General features: G+C 49.9%; 16 protein-coding genes. 5 read left to right on the top strand and 11 right to left on the bottom strand.

Annotated elements, in window-relative coordinates:
* Positions 1–23: 23 nt before the first annotated feature.
* Positions 24–1,304, bottom strand: coding sequence for a DEAD/DEAH box helicase (locus tag EPD17_RS05890; RefSeq protein ID WP_114236598.1), 1,281 nt, complete (start codon positions 1,302–1,304; stop codon positions 24–26).
* 895 nt (positions 1,305–2,199) lie between these two features.
* Between EPD17_RS05890 and EPD17_RS05885 the strand changes: the two genes are divergently transcribed.
* Complete coding sequence (locus EPD17_RS05885; RefSeq protein ID WP_132052561.1) at positions 2,200–3,186, top strand: PAS domain-containing sensor histidine kinase; 987 nt, start codon at positions 2,200–2,202, stop codon at positions 3,184–3,186.
* A gap of 171 nt (positions 3,187–3,357) precedes the next feature.
* On the opposite strand, the gene EPD17_RS05880 is transcribed toward EPD17_RS05885, so the two are convergent.
* The gene (locus tag EPD17_RS05880; RefSeq protein ID WP_132052559.1) at positions 3,358–4,446 is read right to left on the bottom strand and encodes an AI-2E family transporter; all 1,089 of its coding nucleotides are present in this window, start codon (positions 4,444–4,446) and stop codon (positions 3,358–3,360) included.
* A gap of 194 nt (positions 4,447–4,640) precedes the next feature.
* On the opposite strand from EPD17_RS05880, the gene trxA reads away from it, so the two are divergent.
* A complete protein-coding gene (gene trxA, locus EPD17_RS05875; RefSeq protein WP_132052557.1) occupies positions 4,641–4,940 on the top strand; it encodes a thioredoxin in 300 nt (99 codons plus the stop codon).
* Positions 4,941–5,005: 65 nt separating this feature from the next.
* On the opposite strand, the gene EPD17_RS05870 is transcribed toward trxA, so the two are convergent.
* From EPD17_RS05870 to EPD17_RS05825, 9 genes are all read right to left on the bottom strand, one after another.
* Positions 5,006–6,124, bottom strand: a complete 1,119-nt coding sequence (locus EPD17_RS05870; RefSeq protein ID WP_132052556.1) for a lycopene cyclase family protein — start codon at positions 6,122–6,124, stop codon at positions 5,006–5,008.
* Between the two features lie 205 nt (positions 6,125–6,329).
* The gene (locus EPD17_RS05865) at positions 6,330–6,836 is read right to left on the bottom strand and encodes a sterol desaturase family protein (RefSeq protein WP_132052554.1); all 507 of its coding nucleotides are present in this window, start codon (positions 6,834–6,836) and stop codon (positions 6,330–6,332) included.
* A 92-nt stretch (positions 6,837–6,928) separates the two neighbouring features.
* Positions 6,929–7,510, bottom strand: coding sequence for an isopentenyl-diphosphate Delta-isomerase (gene idi / locus EPD17_RS05860; protein ID WP_240040754.1), 582 nt, complete (start codon positions 7,508–7,510; stop codon positions 6,929–6,931).
* Between the two features lie 120 nt (positions 7,511–7,630).
* A complete protein-coding gene (locus EPD17_RS05855; protein ID WP_114236670.1) occupies positions 7,631–8,470 on the bottom strand; it encodes a phytoene/squalene synthase family protein in 840 nt (279 codons plus the stop codon).
* Between the two features lie 138 nt (positions 8,471–8,608).
* Positions 8,609–10,081: a phytoene desaturase family protein gene (locus EPD17_RS05850; RefSeq protein ID WP_132052552.1), complete on the bottom strand. Its 1,473-nt coding sequence runs from the start codon at positions 10,079–10,081 to the stop codon at positions 8,609–8,611.
* A complete protein-coding gene (locus EPD17_RS05845) occupies positions 10,078–10,557 on the bottom strand; it encodes an RNA polymerase sigma factor (RefSeq protein WP_114236591.1) in 480 nt (159 codons plus the stop codon). Before EPD17_RS05845 ends, EPD17_RS05850 begins: the two co-directional genes overlap by 4 nt.
* Before the next feature lie 403 nt (positions 10,558–10,960).
* Positions 10,961–11,827, bottom strand: coding sequence for a MerR family transcriptional regulator (locus EPD17_RS05840; protein ID WP_132052550.1), 867 nt, complete (start codon positions 11,825–11,827; stop codon positions 10,961–10,963).
* 262 nt (positions 11,828–12,089) lie between these two features.
* A complete protein-coding gene (locus EPD17_RS20190; protein WP_240040753.1) occupies positions 12,090–12,824 on the bottom strand; it encodes a tyrosine-protein phosphatase in 735 nt (244 codons plus the stop codon).
* Positions 12,782–14,020 (bottom strand): glycosyltransferase, encoded by a 1,239-nt coding sequence (locus EPD17_RS05825; RefSeq protein ID WP_132052544.1) that lies wholly within the window; start codon positions 14,018–14,020, stop codon positions 12,782–12,784. Before EPD17_RS05825 ends, EPD17_RS20190 begins: the two co-directional genes overlap by 43 nt.
* A gap of 455 nt (positions 14,021–14,475) precedes the next feature.
* Here EPD17_RS05825 and EPD17_RS05820 point away from each other — a divergent pair, with 455 nt between their 5' ends.
* From EPD17_RS05820 to EPD17_RS05815, 3 genes are all read left to right on the top strand, one after another.
* Positions 14,476–15,057, top strand: a complete 582-nt coding sequence (locus tag EPD17_RS05820) for a hypothetical protein (RefSeq protein ID WP_204743317.1) — start codon at positions 14,476–14,478, stop codon at positions 15,055–15,057.
* A 38-nt stretch (positions 15,058–15,095) separates the two neighbouring features.
* Positions 15,096–15,230, top strand: a complete 135-nt coding sequence (locus tag EPD17_RS20310) for a hypothetical protein (RefSeq protein WP_262707878.1) — start codon at positions 15,096–15,098, stop codon at positions 15,228–15,230.
* A 169-nt stretch (positions 15,231–15,399) separates the two neighbouring features.
* Positions 15,400–15,603, top strand: coding sequence for a hypothetical protein (locus EPD17_RS05815; RefSeq protein WP_132052542.1), 204 nt, complete (start codon positions 15,400–15,402; stop codon positions 15,601–15,603).
* The last annotated feature ends 157 nt before the right edge of the window (positions 15,604–15,760 follow it).

Raw genomic sequence — 15,760 nt, 5'->3', positions numbered from 1 at the left:
AATTATGTAAGTAACGATTAAGGTTAAGCTTTTGCAGGTCCTTGTTGTCCATGGCGCTGACCGCTGCGGTTGCGCCGGGGCTTTTGCCCGCCACCGTTGCGCGGGCCGCGTGGCCCATTGAACTGCCGCTCCTGACCAGGTGCCGGTGCAGGGTGTGCCGGCCGGCTGCGCATGGGAAAAGGATGCTCCTCCACCACCGGAATGGTCAGCCCGGTGAGTTTTTGAATGTCCTTAAGATAAGCACGCTCCTCCGCATCACAAAAAGAAAATGCCATGCCTTCGGCGCCTGCGCGGCCGGTGCGGCCAATGCGGTGCACGTAGGTTTCGGGCACGTTGGGCAGGTCGTAGTTGATGACATGCGAAAGATTGTCCACATCAATGCCGCGGGCTGCAATATCGGTAGCTACCAACACCTGCAACCTTCCGTTCTTGAAGTTTTGCAGGGCACGCTGGCGGGCCTCCTGCGATTTATCGCCGTGCAGGGCATCGGCTTTGATGTTGGCTTTTTTCAGTTCGCGGGCTATGCGGTCGGCGCCGTGCTTGGTGCGGGTAAACACCAGCGACCTGTCCAGCTTTTTATCATGCACCAGGTGCACCAGCAGCTTTTGTTTGTCGCCTTTGTGTACCATGTAAATAGCTTGCTCAATTTTTTCGGCCGTACTCGATACCGGCGCCACGGCTACTTCCACGGGGTTGTACAGCAGGCTGGCAGCCAGCTTGGCAATGGGCGGCGGCATAGTAGCCGAAAAAAACAGGGTCTGGCGTTGGCTGGGCAACTCGCGGATCACTTTTTTGATATCGCCGATAAAGCCCATGTCCAGCATGCGGTCGGCTTCATCCAGCACAAATACTTCCAGGTGATCGAGGTAAATATAGCCTTGCTGCATCAAGTCGAGCAGGCGGCCCGGGGTGGCAATCAGCACGTCCGTGCCGTTGCGCAGTGCTAAAGTTTGAGAATGCTGGGGTACCCCGCCAAAAATCACGTCGTGTTTCAGGCCCAGGTATTTACCGTAAGACTCAAAACTGTCATCGATCTGTACGGCCAATTCGCGTGTAGGCGTAAGTATGAGTGTGCGGATATGCTTGTAGCCATTACCACCAGAGCCGGTTTCGTACAGGCGCTGTAAAATAGGCAAGGCAAAAGCCGCCGTTTTTCCGGTTCCGGTTTGGGCGCAGCCCAGTAAGTCTTTGCCCTGGAGCACTACAGGTATGGATTGCTGTTGTATGGGGGTAGGGTTTTCGTATCCTTCTTTTTTGAGCGCCTTTAAAATGGGCTCAATAAGGTGAAGCTGTTCGAACGTCAAAATATGTCGGTTAGATGTAATAAATAGGAGCTTGAATATATGGTATTATGCAACAATAAAAGCGATCCCTGTAAAAATCTTCCTTGAGGCCGGGCGGCCCTGGATGTTTGAGGTGGGCCTTCAGATACTCCTTGCGGAGATCGGATATTCCTTTCGGAAAGGGCCAAAGGTAGGCTCTTTCGTGCTAATAGTTTGTAAAATAAGTGTAAAGCGGGAAATAGAGATGGGCATTCTGCCCAAAACCGGCTGCTGAACCTGTAGGCATAAAGAAGCCCCCGGGATTTTGCGGGGGCTGTTATTTAAGGCGTTTGTTTCATTTGCATGTCTTCTTTTTCATCGGACAAGGACGCCTGGCTTTTCATGGACCGGATTCTTTTCAAAGGATCTTTGGATTGGATTGGTTTTTCTTTTGAACGATTGGATTTAGCTTAAACTATAAAACTTACGGTATGAAAAAACGATTTTAAAAGAAGTTGATTGATACGGATTTCATTTGCTTTTCATGGGATCTGGATAATTCGGTTTTTTGGACGGTTTGGTTTTTCGGATTGGATGGTTTTTTGCTCAACTGGATTTTGGACTTTTTTGATTGTGTGACCAATCAACTTCGAGCACAAAGATAGCTCTGCAATAAAGCGGCTGCAAGGGCATTTCTGCTCTTTTTTACTCCTTCATTTTATACGGCAAACATTTTTGTTTCGGGTACTCTTTACGAACAACCGTATCGTATATTTACGTGTATTTTTTACGCACAGACCCTTTTGCACCCCTCGGTTTACCGAGGCCTTTCGGCAATATATCCACTTGAAAGCCATTGCCTTTGCTGGCTACCGCTACCCTGTTTGAACTGTTTGCTACAATAGCTGTTTCTTACAAACATTGACAAAAAGCCAACGTGGATCTACAAACCGAACAGGGACCAGTTTTTATAAACCTCGATCCTCAACAGACCATTACCGGCATCAACAAAGCCGGATGTGCCCTATTGGGCTGTACGCCTGCCGATGTAATTGGCCGCGATTGGTTTGAAACTTTTTTACCCCAACAACAACCAGGCGGCCCGTTAAGCAGCGATAAAAGTCATAACAGCCTGTTCGAACACACGGTACAAACAGCAACCGGCATCTTGCAACCCATTCGCTGGCACACCAGCATCATACACAATGGTCATGGCGAGGTAGCCGGATCTATAGCCATGGGCACGCTGATTGGCCATGAACACGACAAAGCCATCTCCGCCGAAGAGGGCCGGGAAAGCCGCAAGGCGGTGCTATCGGCAGCGCTGGAAGCACAGGAAAAAGAACGCCAACTGCTGGCCGAGGAACTGCACGAAAGCGTAACGCAGATCCTCACTACCTGCAAACTGATTTTGGAGCACAACGAAGGCTGCAACGGCGACCCGGCTACGCAACAAGCTATAGTTTACCTGCAACAAGTAATCAACCGGGTTCGCGGCATTAGTCACTGGCTCAACCCAAAGCAACTGTCTGAAATTGGGCTGGTAGCGGCCATCGGAGAAATGATCAAGGAGATTGCACCGCAGGGCAAACCGCATATTCTGCTCCACGCTTCCGAGCCTAAAATGTTGGCCAGGCTGGATTCAGGAGTCCAGCTATCCTTGTTCCGTATTATACAGGAGCAGTGCAGCAATATTGTACGTTACGCCCAGGCCACCCGCGCCGATATTTACCTGCAACTCAGTTTTGATGCGGTTGAATTAAAAATTACCGACAACGGCATTGGCTTTAACCGCGATGCGGTGCAGTTTGGGCTGGGGCTGCGCAATATTAAAAGCCGGGCCGAAAACCATGAAGGCAGCATGCACCTCGATTCGGCGCCTGGTGCCGGATGCAGGCTGCAGGTGCGCCTGCCGCTGAAATAAAAGAGCGTGGCACAGGTGGCCACGCTCTTTTAAGGCAATAAATGACAAGCAAACATTAGTACACCCTTTGCATCGGTGCGGCAACTAAGTTAAAGAAATCCTAATAAACGCAAAATAAATTTTTAGCCCGTGTTTTCGGTTAGGCTTCGGTGTGGGCTGCGCCTAAATGTGTTACTCCGTTACAGCATTTACCCGCGATTTGCGGCGCAACAGGTTTTTGCGTTTTTTCTTAGGCGGGCTGCCCAGCAGATAACCAACAGGCTTCCATTCGTCCACATTGTCGCAAACGATTTTTACAATACCCAACAGGGGTATGGCCAGTACCATGCCCGGTATGCCCCATACCAGCTCGCCAATGACAAGGCCGGCAATGGTAGCCAGCGGGTTGATGCTTACTTCGGCGCCCACCACGAGGGGTTCCAGCAAATAAGTTTGCACAAACTGGATGACGGCGTAAGTGGCCAGTACGCCGATGACCATGCCCCCGCTGCCGCCCTGCGCAAAAACCGTAATGACCGTAAACAGCGTACCGGTAAGGTTGCCGATGAACGGAACAATTTCGAGCAGGCCGCACAGCACGGCAAAGAAGATGGCATTTCTTACCCCCACAATAGAAAAGCCGATGCCGTACAAAACCCACAGGCAGGCAATCATCAGTGCCATACCGGAAAGATATTTTTGCGCCACTTTCCGCGATTCCAGAAGGGTTTTTTCGGCTTGCTGTTGTTTATCCTGCGGCACCAGCATCAGCACAAAGCGGTGCAGCCGGGTTCGGTAGTACAGGAGCAAAAACAGGTACACCAGCACCAGGATCAGATCGGTGAGAAAACCGCCAAAGCCCGCCAAAAAGCCCGTGACCATTGTTTGCAGGCGTCCCGACGGCTGGCCGCCTTTGATCAATTCTTTTTGCTGCTGCCGCGAAATGCCGAAGGTGCGGTCAATGTAGCGGCGCAATTCGGTGATCTTTCGCGACAGGTTTTGTTCTATTTCATCGGCATTTGCTGCCAGGTCGGACAGCTGCCACGACAGCAAGGCCACCACGCCGGCCACCACCACGATCATGCACAGCAGACAAATAATGATAGCCATGGCCCGCGGCATGTGTTGCTCCATGCGCTGACACCAAGGCAAAAACAACATGGCCAGCAGCGCCGCCATGGTAAAGGGCACAAAAAAAGGCTTTGCATAAACAGCCGCTACAAACAGCAAAATAAAAAACAGCAATATCTGCATGGGTTTATGCAGGGATGGAATGGTCATAAATGCAGTGCTTTAAATTTTATACCAAGCAGGGAATTTGGGATTGACGATTTCGGATTTTTAGGAATGTACGACACGAATCGTCTTTTACCTTGATTGACTTTTGCGGGGAAGATAATCGTCCATCCAAAATCGTAAATCGTACATCATAAATTACATCTGGTATAATCTGTGCGCAAACCAATGTAAAAAACATGAAGCCGTTTAATGAACTGATACAATCCGACAAGCCCGTGCTGGTTGATTTTTTTGCAGAATGGTGTGGCCCCTGCAAAACGATGGCGCCCATTTTAAAGCAAGCCAAAGATGCATTGGGCGATGCCGTAACCGTGATTAAAGTTGATGTGGACCGCAACCCCGATGCGGCAAGACAATACAATGTACAAGGAGTGCCCACTTTGGTGCTGTTTCAGGCCGGACAAGTGCGCTGGCGCCAATCGGGTGTGGTACCGGCACAAACCCTGGTGCAGGCGGTGCGGCAAATGGGCCAGTAGTGAAGGCAACATTCAAAAGTAAAAAGGCAAAAGAGAGAATATTCTTCGGCTGCTCTTTTTGACTTTTACTTAAACCCTTTCAAATAGAGGTATTTGGCCGCGGCTGCGGTAAACGGTACAATGGGCAGCGTGGGAAGCAATTGCGCTTCCTGGGCAAGCGAGGTTTCATTGTCTAAAAACTGCAGCACACAGGCGCCCCTATTTTTTTGAAACAACTGCCGGAATATATCGGCGCCCTGCAGCTTGCCTTCGGAAAGGATTTGCAGCAGCACACTATCGTAAAAATGAAAACGGGGTGATTCTTTTTTCAGGTCGAATGGGTGGCCGTGTTGCAACAGGCTCGCCACAATCCTATCTGATTTTTTTTGCACGGCCCGGAACGTGTAACCACTCGAGCCCTTCGTGTTGCCGCCGGCCGTTCCAAGATTTAAAATATTGCCGCTCCGCTGCGGAAAAGAAACATTGGTCATGGGAATGATGCCAAACTCTTCTTCGGTGATGGTATATTGGTCAATATTTAAAAAGCGATGCAGGTAGTCTTTTAATGCCGCATCATATGCTTCCTGCGGCAACAATTCTCCGGAAAACAGCGTGTACTCCACCAGGGCCCTGCGCCGCGAAACGGGCAGCATATACACAAAGGTGGTGCCCCGCTCCTGCCCTACCCTAAAGTCCATCATCGTAGCTTCGGCCGGGTTGAAGCAGTCCGTTTCGGTTTCGATGGTCCATCCTTTAAAATGCTGCAGCAGCCAGTATTCGTGCGGCTTTAATTGCGGCTGTTTTGGCGGTATGCTGTTGAATACAATCGGCGCCACATATAATTCGCCGCCGGCTTGCACCTGCACTTCATTTCCCCTTTGCTCCACCGAATCCACCCTTGCCTGTACGCGATGAATATTGGGAAATTGGTTTAATAGCGCAAAACAATGCCGGTAAAAATCAATACCGCGAATGAGTTTATACCGGTAAGGGGCTATATCGAGCTTTTTGGAAAAACCCTGTGCATGCACATACAAAGTGTTCCACTGGTGGTGCACAATGTTTTCAAAATGACCTGCCTCTTTTTCCCAAAAACACCAGGTGCGGTCGTTCCTGTTTTTTGCATCGGCATCCAGCAGCAACACTTTTTTACCCGACAATGCAGGCTGCTGCACCATGCGCATCAGCAGGCTAAGCGCAGCCAATCCCGAACCGGTGAAAATGTAGTCGAAGGTTTTGATAACAAAGAGGAGATAATGGATGAAAGTTGGTGGATTATAGTCAAGAGTTGGGAGTTGACACTTGGCAGTTACTCGTCAAAATTGGACGTGCAGATTTTTCTTCCGACTTCTGACTGCGGACTTCGGACTTTTCCATCTTTACTGTCTTTGCGGTCTTTCCTGTCTTACCCTACCCCTGCTCTGGTGCGTAGCCCACTCTTTTGGCGGCCATCAGCTTTTTATCGCGGCGCACTTTATCCCAATATTTTTTGTGCACGTACAACATGCCAAAGCTTTCACCGTCTTCTTTGTTCAGGTGTTTGTGGTGCATTTTGTGTGCCCACCTGATGGCCCGCACATAAGTATTGCGGCTGCGGCTAAACCATTTAAACCGCTGGTGAATGATCACATCGTGCACCAGAAAATAAGCAGCACCGTAGGCCATAATGCCAAAACCAATGGCCTGCATCCACCATACTTGGTTGTATACACCAAAGCCAATCAGCAACATGCTGGGCACCGCAAAAATGACAAAGAACAAATCGTTCTTTTCAAAAAAGCCAGGCTCCACCTGGTGATGATCGCGGTGCAGGTACCACAAAAATCCGTGCATTACATAACGGTGCGTTAACCACGTAACGCCTTCCATAATGATGAACGTTGCAAGCAGTACCAAAATAAAATACAACGGAGTCATATTGTAGAAAACAATTAAAATTCAAAAGTTGAGAGAAGAAAGGTTTAATGTCTAAAGTTTAATGTTGGCTACTGCAGCAACAACTTTAAACTTTAAACTTTTTCCGCCATTTTCCGCACAGCAGCGTTGCCAAACTGCTGCTGCCACCAGGCCTGCACCATCGGAAACGCGATGCGAAACCAGGATGTAAACGCTGCCGGCTCGGCAATGATCCAGTCTTCAATGGCTTCCATTTCCATGTAGCGGCTGTCGGCCACTTCCTCCGCATTCAGCTCCATCGGCCCTTCATACTGGCCCGCAAACACATGATCGTATTCGTGCTCCACCAGGCCATTTTCCACTTCGGCGCGGTAGGTAAAAGCAAATATTTTTTCCAGCGGCGTTTCAAAACCCATTTCCTCCTGAAGCCTGCGCCGGACGGCCGTTTCAACCGCTTCATCGGGGTAAGGATGGCTGCAGCAGGTGTTTGTCCACAAGCCACCGCCATGATATTTTTGCGCAGCCCGCTGTTGCAGCAACATGCGGCCGGCACCATCAAACACAAAAACAGAAAAAGCACGGTGCAGCAAGCCCTGTTCGTGGGCCGCCATTTTCTCCATCGTACCCAATGGTTCGTCCTGCTCGTTTACCAGCAATACTTCCTGCACACTCATGGTCATTTCAAATTTATTCATCCGGATATTGTTGTTACCAACTGCAACGCCCCGTTCAGCACCTGTTGCGTCGCACTCTTGTACTTTCTAAACGCTATTCATCATTCCATCAACTACCAACTATCAACTATCAACTACTTCTCAAATCATCCGCAACTGGTTCTTCACGCCAGCTTTCAGCACAATATAAGCCTTGTGGTAGTTGGGTATGCGAATGCGTTTGTTAAGAATATGTCCCGGGTGGGTCGACTTAATTTTACCAAACAAGGAATAATAATATTTGTAGGCAACATATACGCCAAACTTCGACTTCATGGGCAGCTCCAGGATGCCGGTGTATGCATGTTCAAAATCCTGTTCAATGTCGGCTTCAATCCGGGCTTTATCACTTTCTGTAAACTGGTGAAAATCGCAGCCCGGAAAATACATCCTTGACAGGTCGTTGAAGTCTGCCTTAATGTCGCGCAAAAAGTTCACCTTCTGGAATGCTGCACCCAGCGACCTTGCGGAATCTTCGAGTTTGCGGTAGAGCGTTTCGTTGCCCTCACAAAAAACATACAAACACATCAGGCCAACCACTTCGGCCGAGCCATAAATGTATTCTTCGTAGCCTTGCCGGTCATATACATTTTGCGTCAGGTCCGACTCCATGCTTTTGAAAAATGCATGAATCAGGTGGTGATCAATGCCGTATTCGTTTACCGTGTCCTGGAATGCGTTAAGAATTGGATTGAGCGAAATGCGCCGCTCAATGGCTTCAAAGGTTTCCGCTTTAAATTGTTGGAGCAGGGCCTCCTTATCATGTTCGTGAAATGTGTCCACGATCTCGTCGGCAAAACGCACAAACCCATAGATGTTGAAAATGGGCCGCCGCATTTCGGGGTGCAACAATTTAATGGCCGAAGAAAAAGAAGTGCTGTAGCGCACCGTTACTTCCTTGCTGCATGCTTCACAAACCTGATCGAAAAATGCTTTCGTCATAAAGTTTTCGTTTCGTATGGTAATGTGCATCGGCCGATTGCTTTGCTGCTTTCTATTTTGCAACAGCCGCAGCACATGCATCAGCCCCACACCATTTTGTCTTACAATCGTCTTTCGCTCCCCTTCCCTTGCCCTCTTCTATCCTATTTGGCGCACCACCTGCGCCGACACCACTTCGCCACTGATCAGGCTGGGCGGCACTCCCGGCCCGGGCACCGTAAACTGCCCGGTGTAATACAGGTTGGGCACTTTTTTACTGCGGCACGACGGCTTGAAAATGGCCGTTTGCATCAGCGTATTGGCCAGCCCGTAAGCATTGCCTTTAAATGAATGGTACTCCCGCTCAAAATCGGAAACGGAAAACGACTTTTTATACAGTATGTGTTCTTTTATGGATTGGCCCAGCCGCTGCTCTAACCTGCTGATGGCATCATTAAAATATCGTTCCCGCACAGCTTCGGTGTCTTCCTTTAAGCCTGCCGCCACCGGTATCAGCAAAAACAGGTTTTCGCAACCTTCCGGTGCGCCGGATGGATCTGTTTTGGTAGTGGCCGACAGGTAAAACATCGGGTCGGTGGGCCATTGCGGCCGCTGGTAAATTTCATCGGCATGCTGCTGGAACTCCGTATCGAAAAACAGGGAGTGGTGCAGCAGGTTGTCGATTTTTTTACCAACACCAATATAATACAACAGGCAGGAAGGCGCCAGCACCCGGCCCTGCCAATAAGTTTCGGTATAACTGCGGTGCTCAGGCGCCAGCAAATGCTGTTCGGTAAAATGGTAATCGCCGCCGCTGATGATGGCATCGGCGGTGTATGTGCCTTTATTTGTTACCAGTTTCCTTGCTTTGCCCTGCTCAATCACTATCTCGGTAGCTTCTTCATCAAACCGGAATTCCACGCCTAATTCTACCGCCAGGCTGTGCATCGCTTTAACAATGGAAAACATGCCGCCCTGCGGAAACCAGGTACCGCCCCGCATATCGGCATAATTCATCAGGCTATACAGCGCCGGCGTATCGGCGGGCAGTGCGCCTAGGAACAATACCGGGAACTCCATCAACTGCTGCAGCTTAGGACTTTTAAAATGCCGCGCCACATGCTTTTTAATAGAAGTAAACAGGTCGAGCCGAAACATGTTGCCCAGAACCTGGCGGTCTACAAACTCGGTAAGCGATTGCCCTGGTTTGTACACCAGGCTTTGCATGCCAATGCGGTATTTATCGCCAGCCTCTTTCAAGTAGTTATCCAGTTGGCGGGCACTGCCTGGCTCAATGGATTCGAAGAGCTGGCGCAACGCCTCGTAGTCGGCCGGGATGTCGGTATGCCCTTCGGGCCAGTACACCCGGTACGATGGATCAAGGCGGGTAAGGCTGTAATAGTCCGAAACCTTTTTACCGAATTGTGCAAAAAAGCGTTCAAACACATCTGGCATCCAGTACCAGCTTGGTCCCATGTCAAAGGTGAAACCTTCGGCCTGCAACTGACGGGCACGGCCACCCGCGGTGCTGTTTTTTTCCACCACCTGCACCTTCCAGCCTGCGCGGGCCATAAAAGAAGCTGCCGAAAGGCCGGCAAAACCGGCGCCTATAATGATTACAGATTTACTCAACGTTGAACTTGTTTTTGCAGCAGCTTTTTAGCAAAATGAATACGACTCTTAATCGTTCCAAGGGGTTCGTTTAGCGCTTCGGCTATTTCCTGATATTTATAGCCCTGCAGGTAGAGCAAACACGCTGCTTTAAAGATAGCGGGTAATCCATAAATAGCGCCATTAATTTCATTCAGCAACAGCTTCTTATCGGACGACGGCGCCGAATGCGGTTCGAAATACCTAACGGTATCCATCACCAGTTTTTTACGTCCGTTGCGCCGGTAGTCGTTGATGAAAATGTTGCGCATGATGGTAAATAGCCAGGCCTTTACATTGGTGCCAGGCTGGTACTTATCACGATAGGCAAAAGCTTTGTACAATGTCTCCTGGCACAGGTCCTTTGCCGATTCGTGATCGTGCGTCAGGGTAATGGCAAAAGGCCGGAGCCCTTCTGCGTTGTTAATGATCAGTGCGTTGAATTCTTGTGTACTCACGTTGTTTAACTTTTACAGAGTAAATTTAAACAGAATAATCTGTTTAAACATCACTCACCATCTCTTAAACAAATTAGAAAATCAATGTTGCAACACAAATTGTTGATTGTTAAGGGTTCATACCCGGAAAAAAGTTGAAAAAAATTTTTAACTGCCGCGCTTGGTTTATCTACTGCACAGGTTAAAACGGGAGAAATGGGCCGCATTTTCCAGATAAAAAACAGCAAAATGTTTGAAGTTTTTGTTACCTGTGCATTGCAACGTATAACTACCGAAAGGCTGCCGCCATCATTTATTTACAAACCAAAAGACAAAAAAAATGCGCTGGCTTATATGCCAACGCAATGCTGAAGCAAGCCATATAACGCGGCTATGCAACCGAATAGGGATTATTTTGAATGTGCTACAGTGTGTCGATTGTTTGCACTACCTCAGGTAGCGATTGTAGAAACCGGATATTGGGCATGGCGGAATAGGAACGGGAAGCCACAAAGCCGGAGATCAGTGCTTGTGCGTTGTATTGTCCCAGTTGGTGCAACAGCCGCTCAAAGCGGGTGTTGGAAGGCGCGGTGGTTAAATGCAGGTAAATGAATTGCGGCTGTTTTATTTCCACCACGTAACCCAGGTCTTTCAGGGGCACGTTGGCGCCTAGGTACACCACCGGCAGGCCCCGCTTTTTGAGCAGGTAATAAACAAAAAGCAGCCCCATTTCATGAAACTCGCCTTCGGGCAAAAACAGCAGAAACTCGGGGCCGGTGCGGAACGGCATGGGCAGGTACTCGATGCCGCAAATAATTTTCTGCCGGATGATGTTGGATACAATGTGCTCCTGCGCCGGGTTGATGCGGTCGGTTTGCCACAGGATGCCCACTTTTTCCAAAAACTGGAAGATCAGCGTAGTAATTGTTTTTTCGAGGCCATGCTCCCGGATATGGCTGTTGAGGATCAGTTCAAAATCCAGCGAACGCAGGTCCACCATACAGCCGATCAACTCGTTTATCAAAAATTCACCTGCCGCCTCGGGACTGTTGATGCCCATGATGGCTTCCCGTCGCTTTTCGGGCGGCATCTCGTCGATGCGGGAAATTTTGTAACCATAGCGGTTGAGCAAGGCCACTGTGAGCAACGTTTTCAGTTCGTCGTTCGAGTAGGTACGGATGTTAGTGGCGGTACGCGACGGTTTCAGGAAGTGGTAGCGCTGCTCCCAAATCCTGATCGTGTGGGCCTTGATGCCCGAAATCGTTTCCAGTTCTTTTATTGAAAACCCCATCGCTATTCACTACAAACAAGGTAAAGAAAAGGTTGGGAAGACAGAAGAATTGATGATTTACGAATTACGATTTTGGATTGACAATTGCGGCGCCTGCGAATGCTGGCTTTTCTAAATTACGGTTGTAAACATCCGAAAGCTGAAATGCATTCAGTGCTTTTGTGGTTCAAATGGCACTCGGAACAATTAAAAATAAATGTAAAGCCAGACTAAGGTTGAACAAAGTTTGGTTCTCATTAGTTCCGCAACTCCAATTCCGAAATCAAAGCAGGTTCTTGTTCAGAAGGGGATAATCGCGAAAGGCGTGTAATGTTGGGGAAGTGGCCAGCTTTTGCAGCAGGGCGAGGTGGCGGGGGTGGTGCAGGTCGGTGCCCAGGAAATTATAATATCCTTTTTCCAAAAGGTACTCGGCCAGCTCTTTTACCGAGCGGCCGTAGTGGCCAGTGAGCGACAGCATGTTTAGCTGAAACAGACAGCCTGCATCTTTGAGGGTATCAAAAATTTCGCGGCGGCGGTCGAGGTAAATATAGCGTTCGGGGTGGGCCAGCACGGGCTGGTAGTCCTGGATCTGCATTTCAAAAAACACCTGTTGCAGCTCATAAGGTGCCGTCACCATCGAAAACTCCACCAGCACATAATTGTCTTTTAGTGTGAGCAGCGGTGCTTTTTCGCGCAGCAGGTCTTCAAAATGATCGTCGATGAAATATTCAGCGGCTGCATCAAGCGCAACGTTGATACCGGCATCCTGCAGGGCAGTACGTACTTCGGCCAGTTTGCCGCGGATAATGTCGGGGGTGTTTGGGTAAATGTCGCCCAGGATATGGGGCGTGGCAATGAGCTTTTGGTAGCCCAGTGCGGCCAGGCCGCGGATCATTTCAACAGAAGTTTCGATATCCGGAGCACCATCGTCGATGCCCGGCAGCAGGTGTGCATGCATGTCGGCAGCCAGCCAACTCAGATCAGGGATTTCTGTACTCTTTTTTCTCCAGAAAAACATGCGCTCCTTTTTTTATCCAGCAGTTTATGATATAGCCCGGACATTTCGTGCATCAGCCGCTGGTATCCAAAGCGTTCCCGCACAAAATCCGCGCCTTCGTATCCCAGGCGCTGGCGCAAGTTATCATTATTCACCAAACTCAGCAGGTTATTGTAAAAAGAGGGATCGTCGTTGATGTCGGAAAGCAAGGCCGTTTTCCCTTCCAGCACAATATCGCCAATGCCGCCCACCCGGGTAGACACAATGGGTTTGCTGGCCGCCTGCGCCTCGATGAGGCTTACCGGCGTACCCTCGTTGAACGAGGTGAGGGTGACAATGTCGAGGCCAGCCATGATGGCGTCCACATCCTTACGCCAGGACGTAAACACTAGGGGATGCGGGTGGGAACTGTCGGTATGCTGGGAAAAAAGGATGCCCCGCTCTGTGGCCAGGCTTTCCAACCGGCTGCGGGTTTCGCCGTCGCCTATGATAAAGGCTTTCACTTTCCGGTCGGTATTGCCCAACACATGTGCCAGCGCATTGATGAACAGGTCGTGGTTTTTGATGGGCACCAGCCTGCCAATGATGCCGATGGCGATTTCATCGTCGGCCACGCCAAACTCGCTGCGAAACTTATTGCGCTTTTCCTCCTGCCCTATTTCAAACCTTTCGAGGTCGAGCCCCAGGCGGATGAGGTGAAACTTATTAGCCGGTGCGATGGCGAAATCCTCCACCAATTCGCGTTTTTGCTGGTCGGAAATGGTAATGATGGCGTCTGTACGGCGGGCCAGGTACCGCTCTGTATTAATGTAAAAATTCGTTTTCAGCGAGTTGAAGTAGGAATGGAACACATGGCCATGAAAAGTGTGTACAATCACCGGCACATTTAAAGCCGATGCTGCCAGTCGCCCTAAAGCGCCAGGCTTTGCCGCATGTGTGTGTACGATATCGGGTTTAAAGTCTCTCATCAGCTTTTTCAACTGCCGGTAGGAGCCGAAATCAGATGCCGGGTTAATAGAACGGCCCATGCCCGGAATGGTATGATACCCAATGCCCAACTTATCGGTGAGGTATTCTGCGCTTTGCTCGTGGCTTTCCCGCTCACCCACCACCAGCAGGGTTTCGAACTCGGGTGCCAGGTACCTGGTGAGGTAGGTAGCGTTCAAAACCGGTCCGCCAACAGCAAGGCGATTCAGTATGCGCAGGACTCGGGGCATGTATGGGTTAAAAGTTTAATCGGAAAATTGGGTGCAAAGATAAGGGAAGAAGAGTTGACAGTTGACAGTTGATAGTTGACAGTTGACAGTTGACAGTTGATAGTTGATAGATGGTAGTGGAGAGAAAGGGGGATAGTCATTTAATATCCATGTAGTATCCATTTACTATCCATATAGGATCATTGGATTATCCAATCGACTGGAAGCAACTGACAATTGCGGCACCCACACCCTTTTACGGCACCGGTTATTTAAACCACTCCCAAGAACGGCATACCTGCCTGAAAAACAGCCTTTAGCGGCAGAACCGGACGGCTCCGTTTGCGCCGTCAACCGCATATATTATTCTTGTATTACCGGCTTCAATACAGTGTAAGCAGGGTAATACAGAAGGCGCCATTTACCCACTGCACTTGTTGTTGCCCCATTACTTAACACCTTTTAAAACAAATTTTATGGCAAAGCAAAAAGGCATTTTTAAAGTAGAAGGTACGCTTGGCGATGTGACCTTTTATAAATCGAAAGACGGTTATATGATCCGGGAAAAGGGCGGCATCTCTGCCGAACGGATGGCCAGCGACCCCGCATTTGAACGCACCCGGGAGAACCAGGCCGAATTTGGCCGGGCGGGCAAAGCAGGCAAGCTGCTGCGCACCGCCTTCCGGCCCTTGCTGCAACATGCTGCAGACAGCAGGATGGTGAGCCGGATGCTGCAAACCATGATGCGGGTGGTAAAAGCCGATGCCACCAGCCCCCGCGGCCAGCGCAATGTGCTGGATGGCGAACTGGAACTGCTGGAAAACTTTGAGTTCAACGAAGCCGGGAAGCTGGGGCAGACTTTTTTTGCGCCCTTACCGCAACGATCAACCGGACTACCGGGGCCCTGGCCATTGCTATTCCCCCTTTTGTGCCGATGGAGCAGATCGCGGCACCAGCGGAGGCCACGCATTTCCGGATCCTTGCCGGGGGCGGTTCGCTGGATTTTGAACACGAGCAATTCAGCACCGATACGGATGCATCGGCCCTGCTTCCGCTGAGCGGCACGCCTACCACGGCAATTTCCCTGCAGTTTAGCGTGGCGGCTAACAGTACCCACCCGCTAATGCTGGTGCTGGGCATTTCTTTTTTCCAGCAAGTGAACGGCAATTCCTACTCCTTGAAGAACGGTGCCTATAATGCGCTGGCGATTGTACGGGTAAGCGGAGTGTGAGGGAGGTGGCAGTTGATAGTTGGCAGTTGATAGTTGACAGTTGGGAGCAGGGGGAGTTAGTTGGATGATAGATTGAAGGGTGTATATGAGATTCGGCCGGCCCGCTTTGCTCCAATTTAACTACCGGAATTGTTCCACTCTATTTTTTACCTTAAAAAAAACAACAATCATGGACCTTTCTGTAATACCTGGAAATACAAGGGCAGGCACTGCCGGAGGCACCCTGCTGGTGTTGCTGCTGCAACTAAGTAGCGGCGAGTTGATCAAAACAGCTCTTCTTGCCGGTGTGGGTGCTGCGGTGAGTTTTGCCGTTTCATTTGTCCTGCAGCGGCTGGTGCGGCGATTGTATAAAAATGCATCCGACAAGGTGTAGCCTTGGATATGCCGGTTCATGCTGTGATACCCGGCGACTACTGAAAAGAGGCCTGTAATGGCCTCTTTTGAATTGATGCCCCCATCCACAGCCCCGCTTTTTGGGGCTTTATTCCTGGCTGTTGCCCCATGGCAGGTGACCAACAAAATGGCAGCTG

The sequence above is a fragment of the Pseudocnuella soli genome, assembly GCF_004347775.1.
Classification (GTDB): Bacteria; Bacteroidota; Bacteroidia; order Chitinophagales; family Chitinophagaceae; genus Flavisolibacter; species Flavisolibacter aquaticus.
Note: the sequence above shows the minus strand (reverse complement) of the source record. Positions and strands in the feature narration are given on the sequence as shown.

What these genes read in the sequence shown, in the direction of transcription:
- EPD17_RS05820 (WP_204743317.1), top strand. Translation starts at nt 14,476, where the DNA reads ATGGCAAAGCAAAAAGGCATTTTTAAAGTAGAAGGTACGCTTGGCGAT.
- EPD17_RS05815 (WP_132052542.1), top strand. Translation starts at nt 15,400, where the DNA reads ATGGACCTTTCTGTAATACCTGGAAATACAAGGGCAGGCACTGCCGGA.
- EPD17_RS05840 (WP_132052550.1), bottom strand. Translation starts at nt 11,827, where the DNA reads ATGGGGTTTTCAATAAAAGAACTGGAAACGATTTCGGGCATCAAGGCC.
- EPD17_RS20190 (WP_240040753.1), bottom strand. Translation starts at nt 12,824, where the DNA reads ATGTTTTTCTGGAGAAAAAAGAGTACAGAAATCCCTGATCTGAGTTGG.
- trxA (WP_132052557.1), top strand. Translation starts at nt 4,641, where the DNA reads ATGAAGCCGTTTAATGAACTGATACAATCCGACAAGCCCGTGCTGGTT.
- EPD17_RS05880 (WP_132052559.1), bottom strand. Translation starts at nt 4,446, where the DNA reads ATGACCATTCCATCCCTGCATAAACCCATGCAGATATTGCTGTTTTTT.
- idi (WP_240040754.1), bottom strand. Translation starts at nt 7,510, where the DNA reads ATGAATAAATTTGAAATGACCATGAGTGTGCAGGAAGTATTGCTGGTA.
- EPD17_RS05825 (WP_132052544.1), bottom strand. Translation starts at nt 14,020, where the DNA reads ATGCCCCGAGTCCTGCGCATACTGAATCGCCTTGCTGTTGGCGGACCG.
- EPD17_RS05865 (WP_132052554.1), bottom strand. Translation starts at nt 6,836, where the DNA reads ATGACTCCGTTGTATTTTATTTTGGTACTGCTTGCAACGTTCATCATT.
- EPD17_RS05855 (WP_114236670.1), bottom strand. Translation starts at nt 8,470, where the DNA reads ATGACGAAAGCATTTTTCGATCAGGTTTGTGAAGCATGCAGCAAGGAA.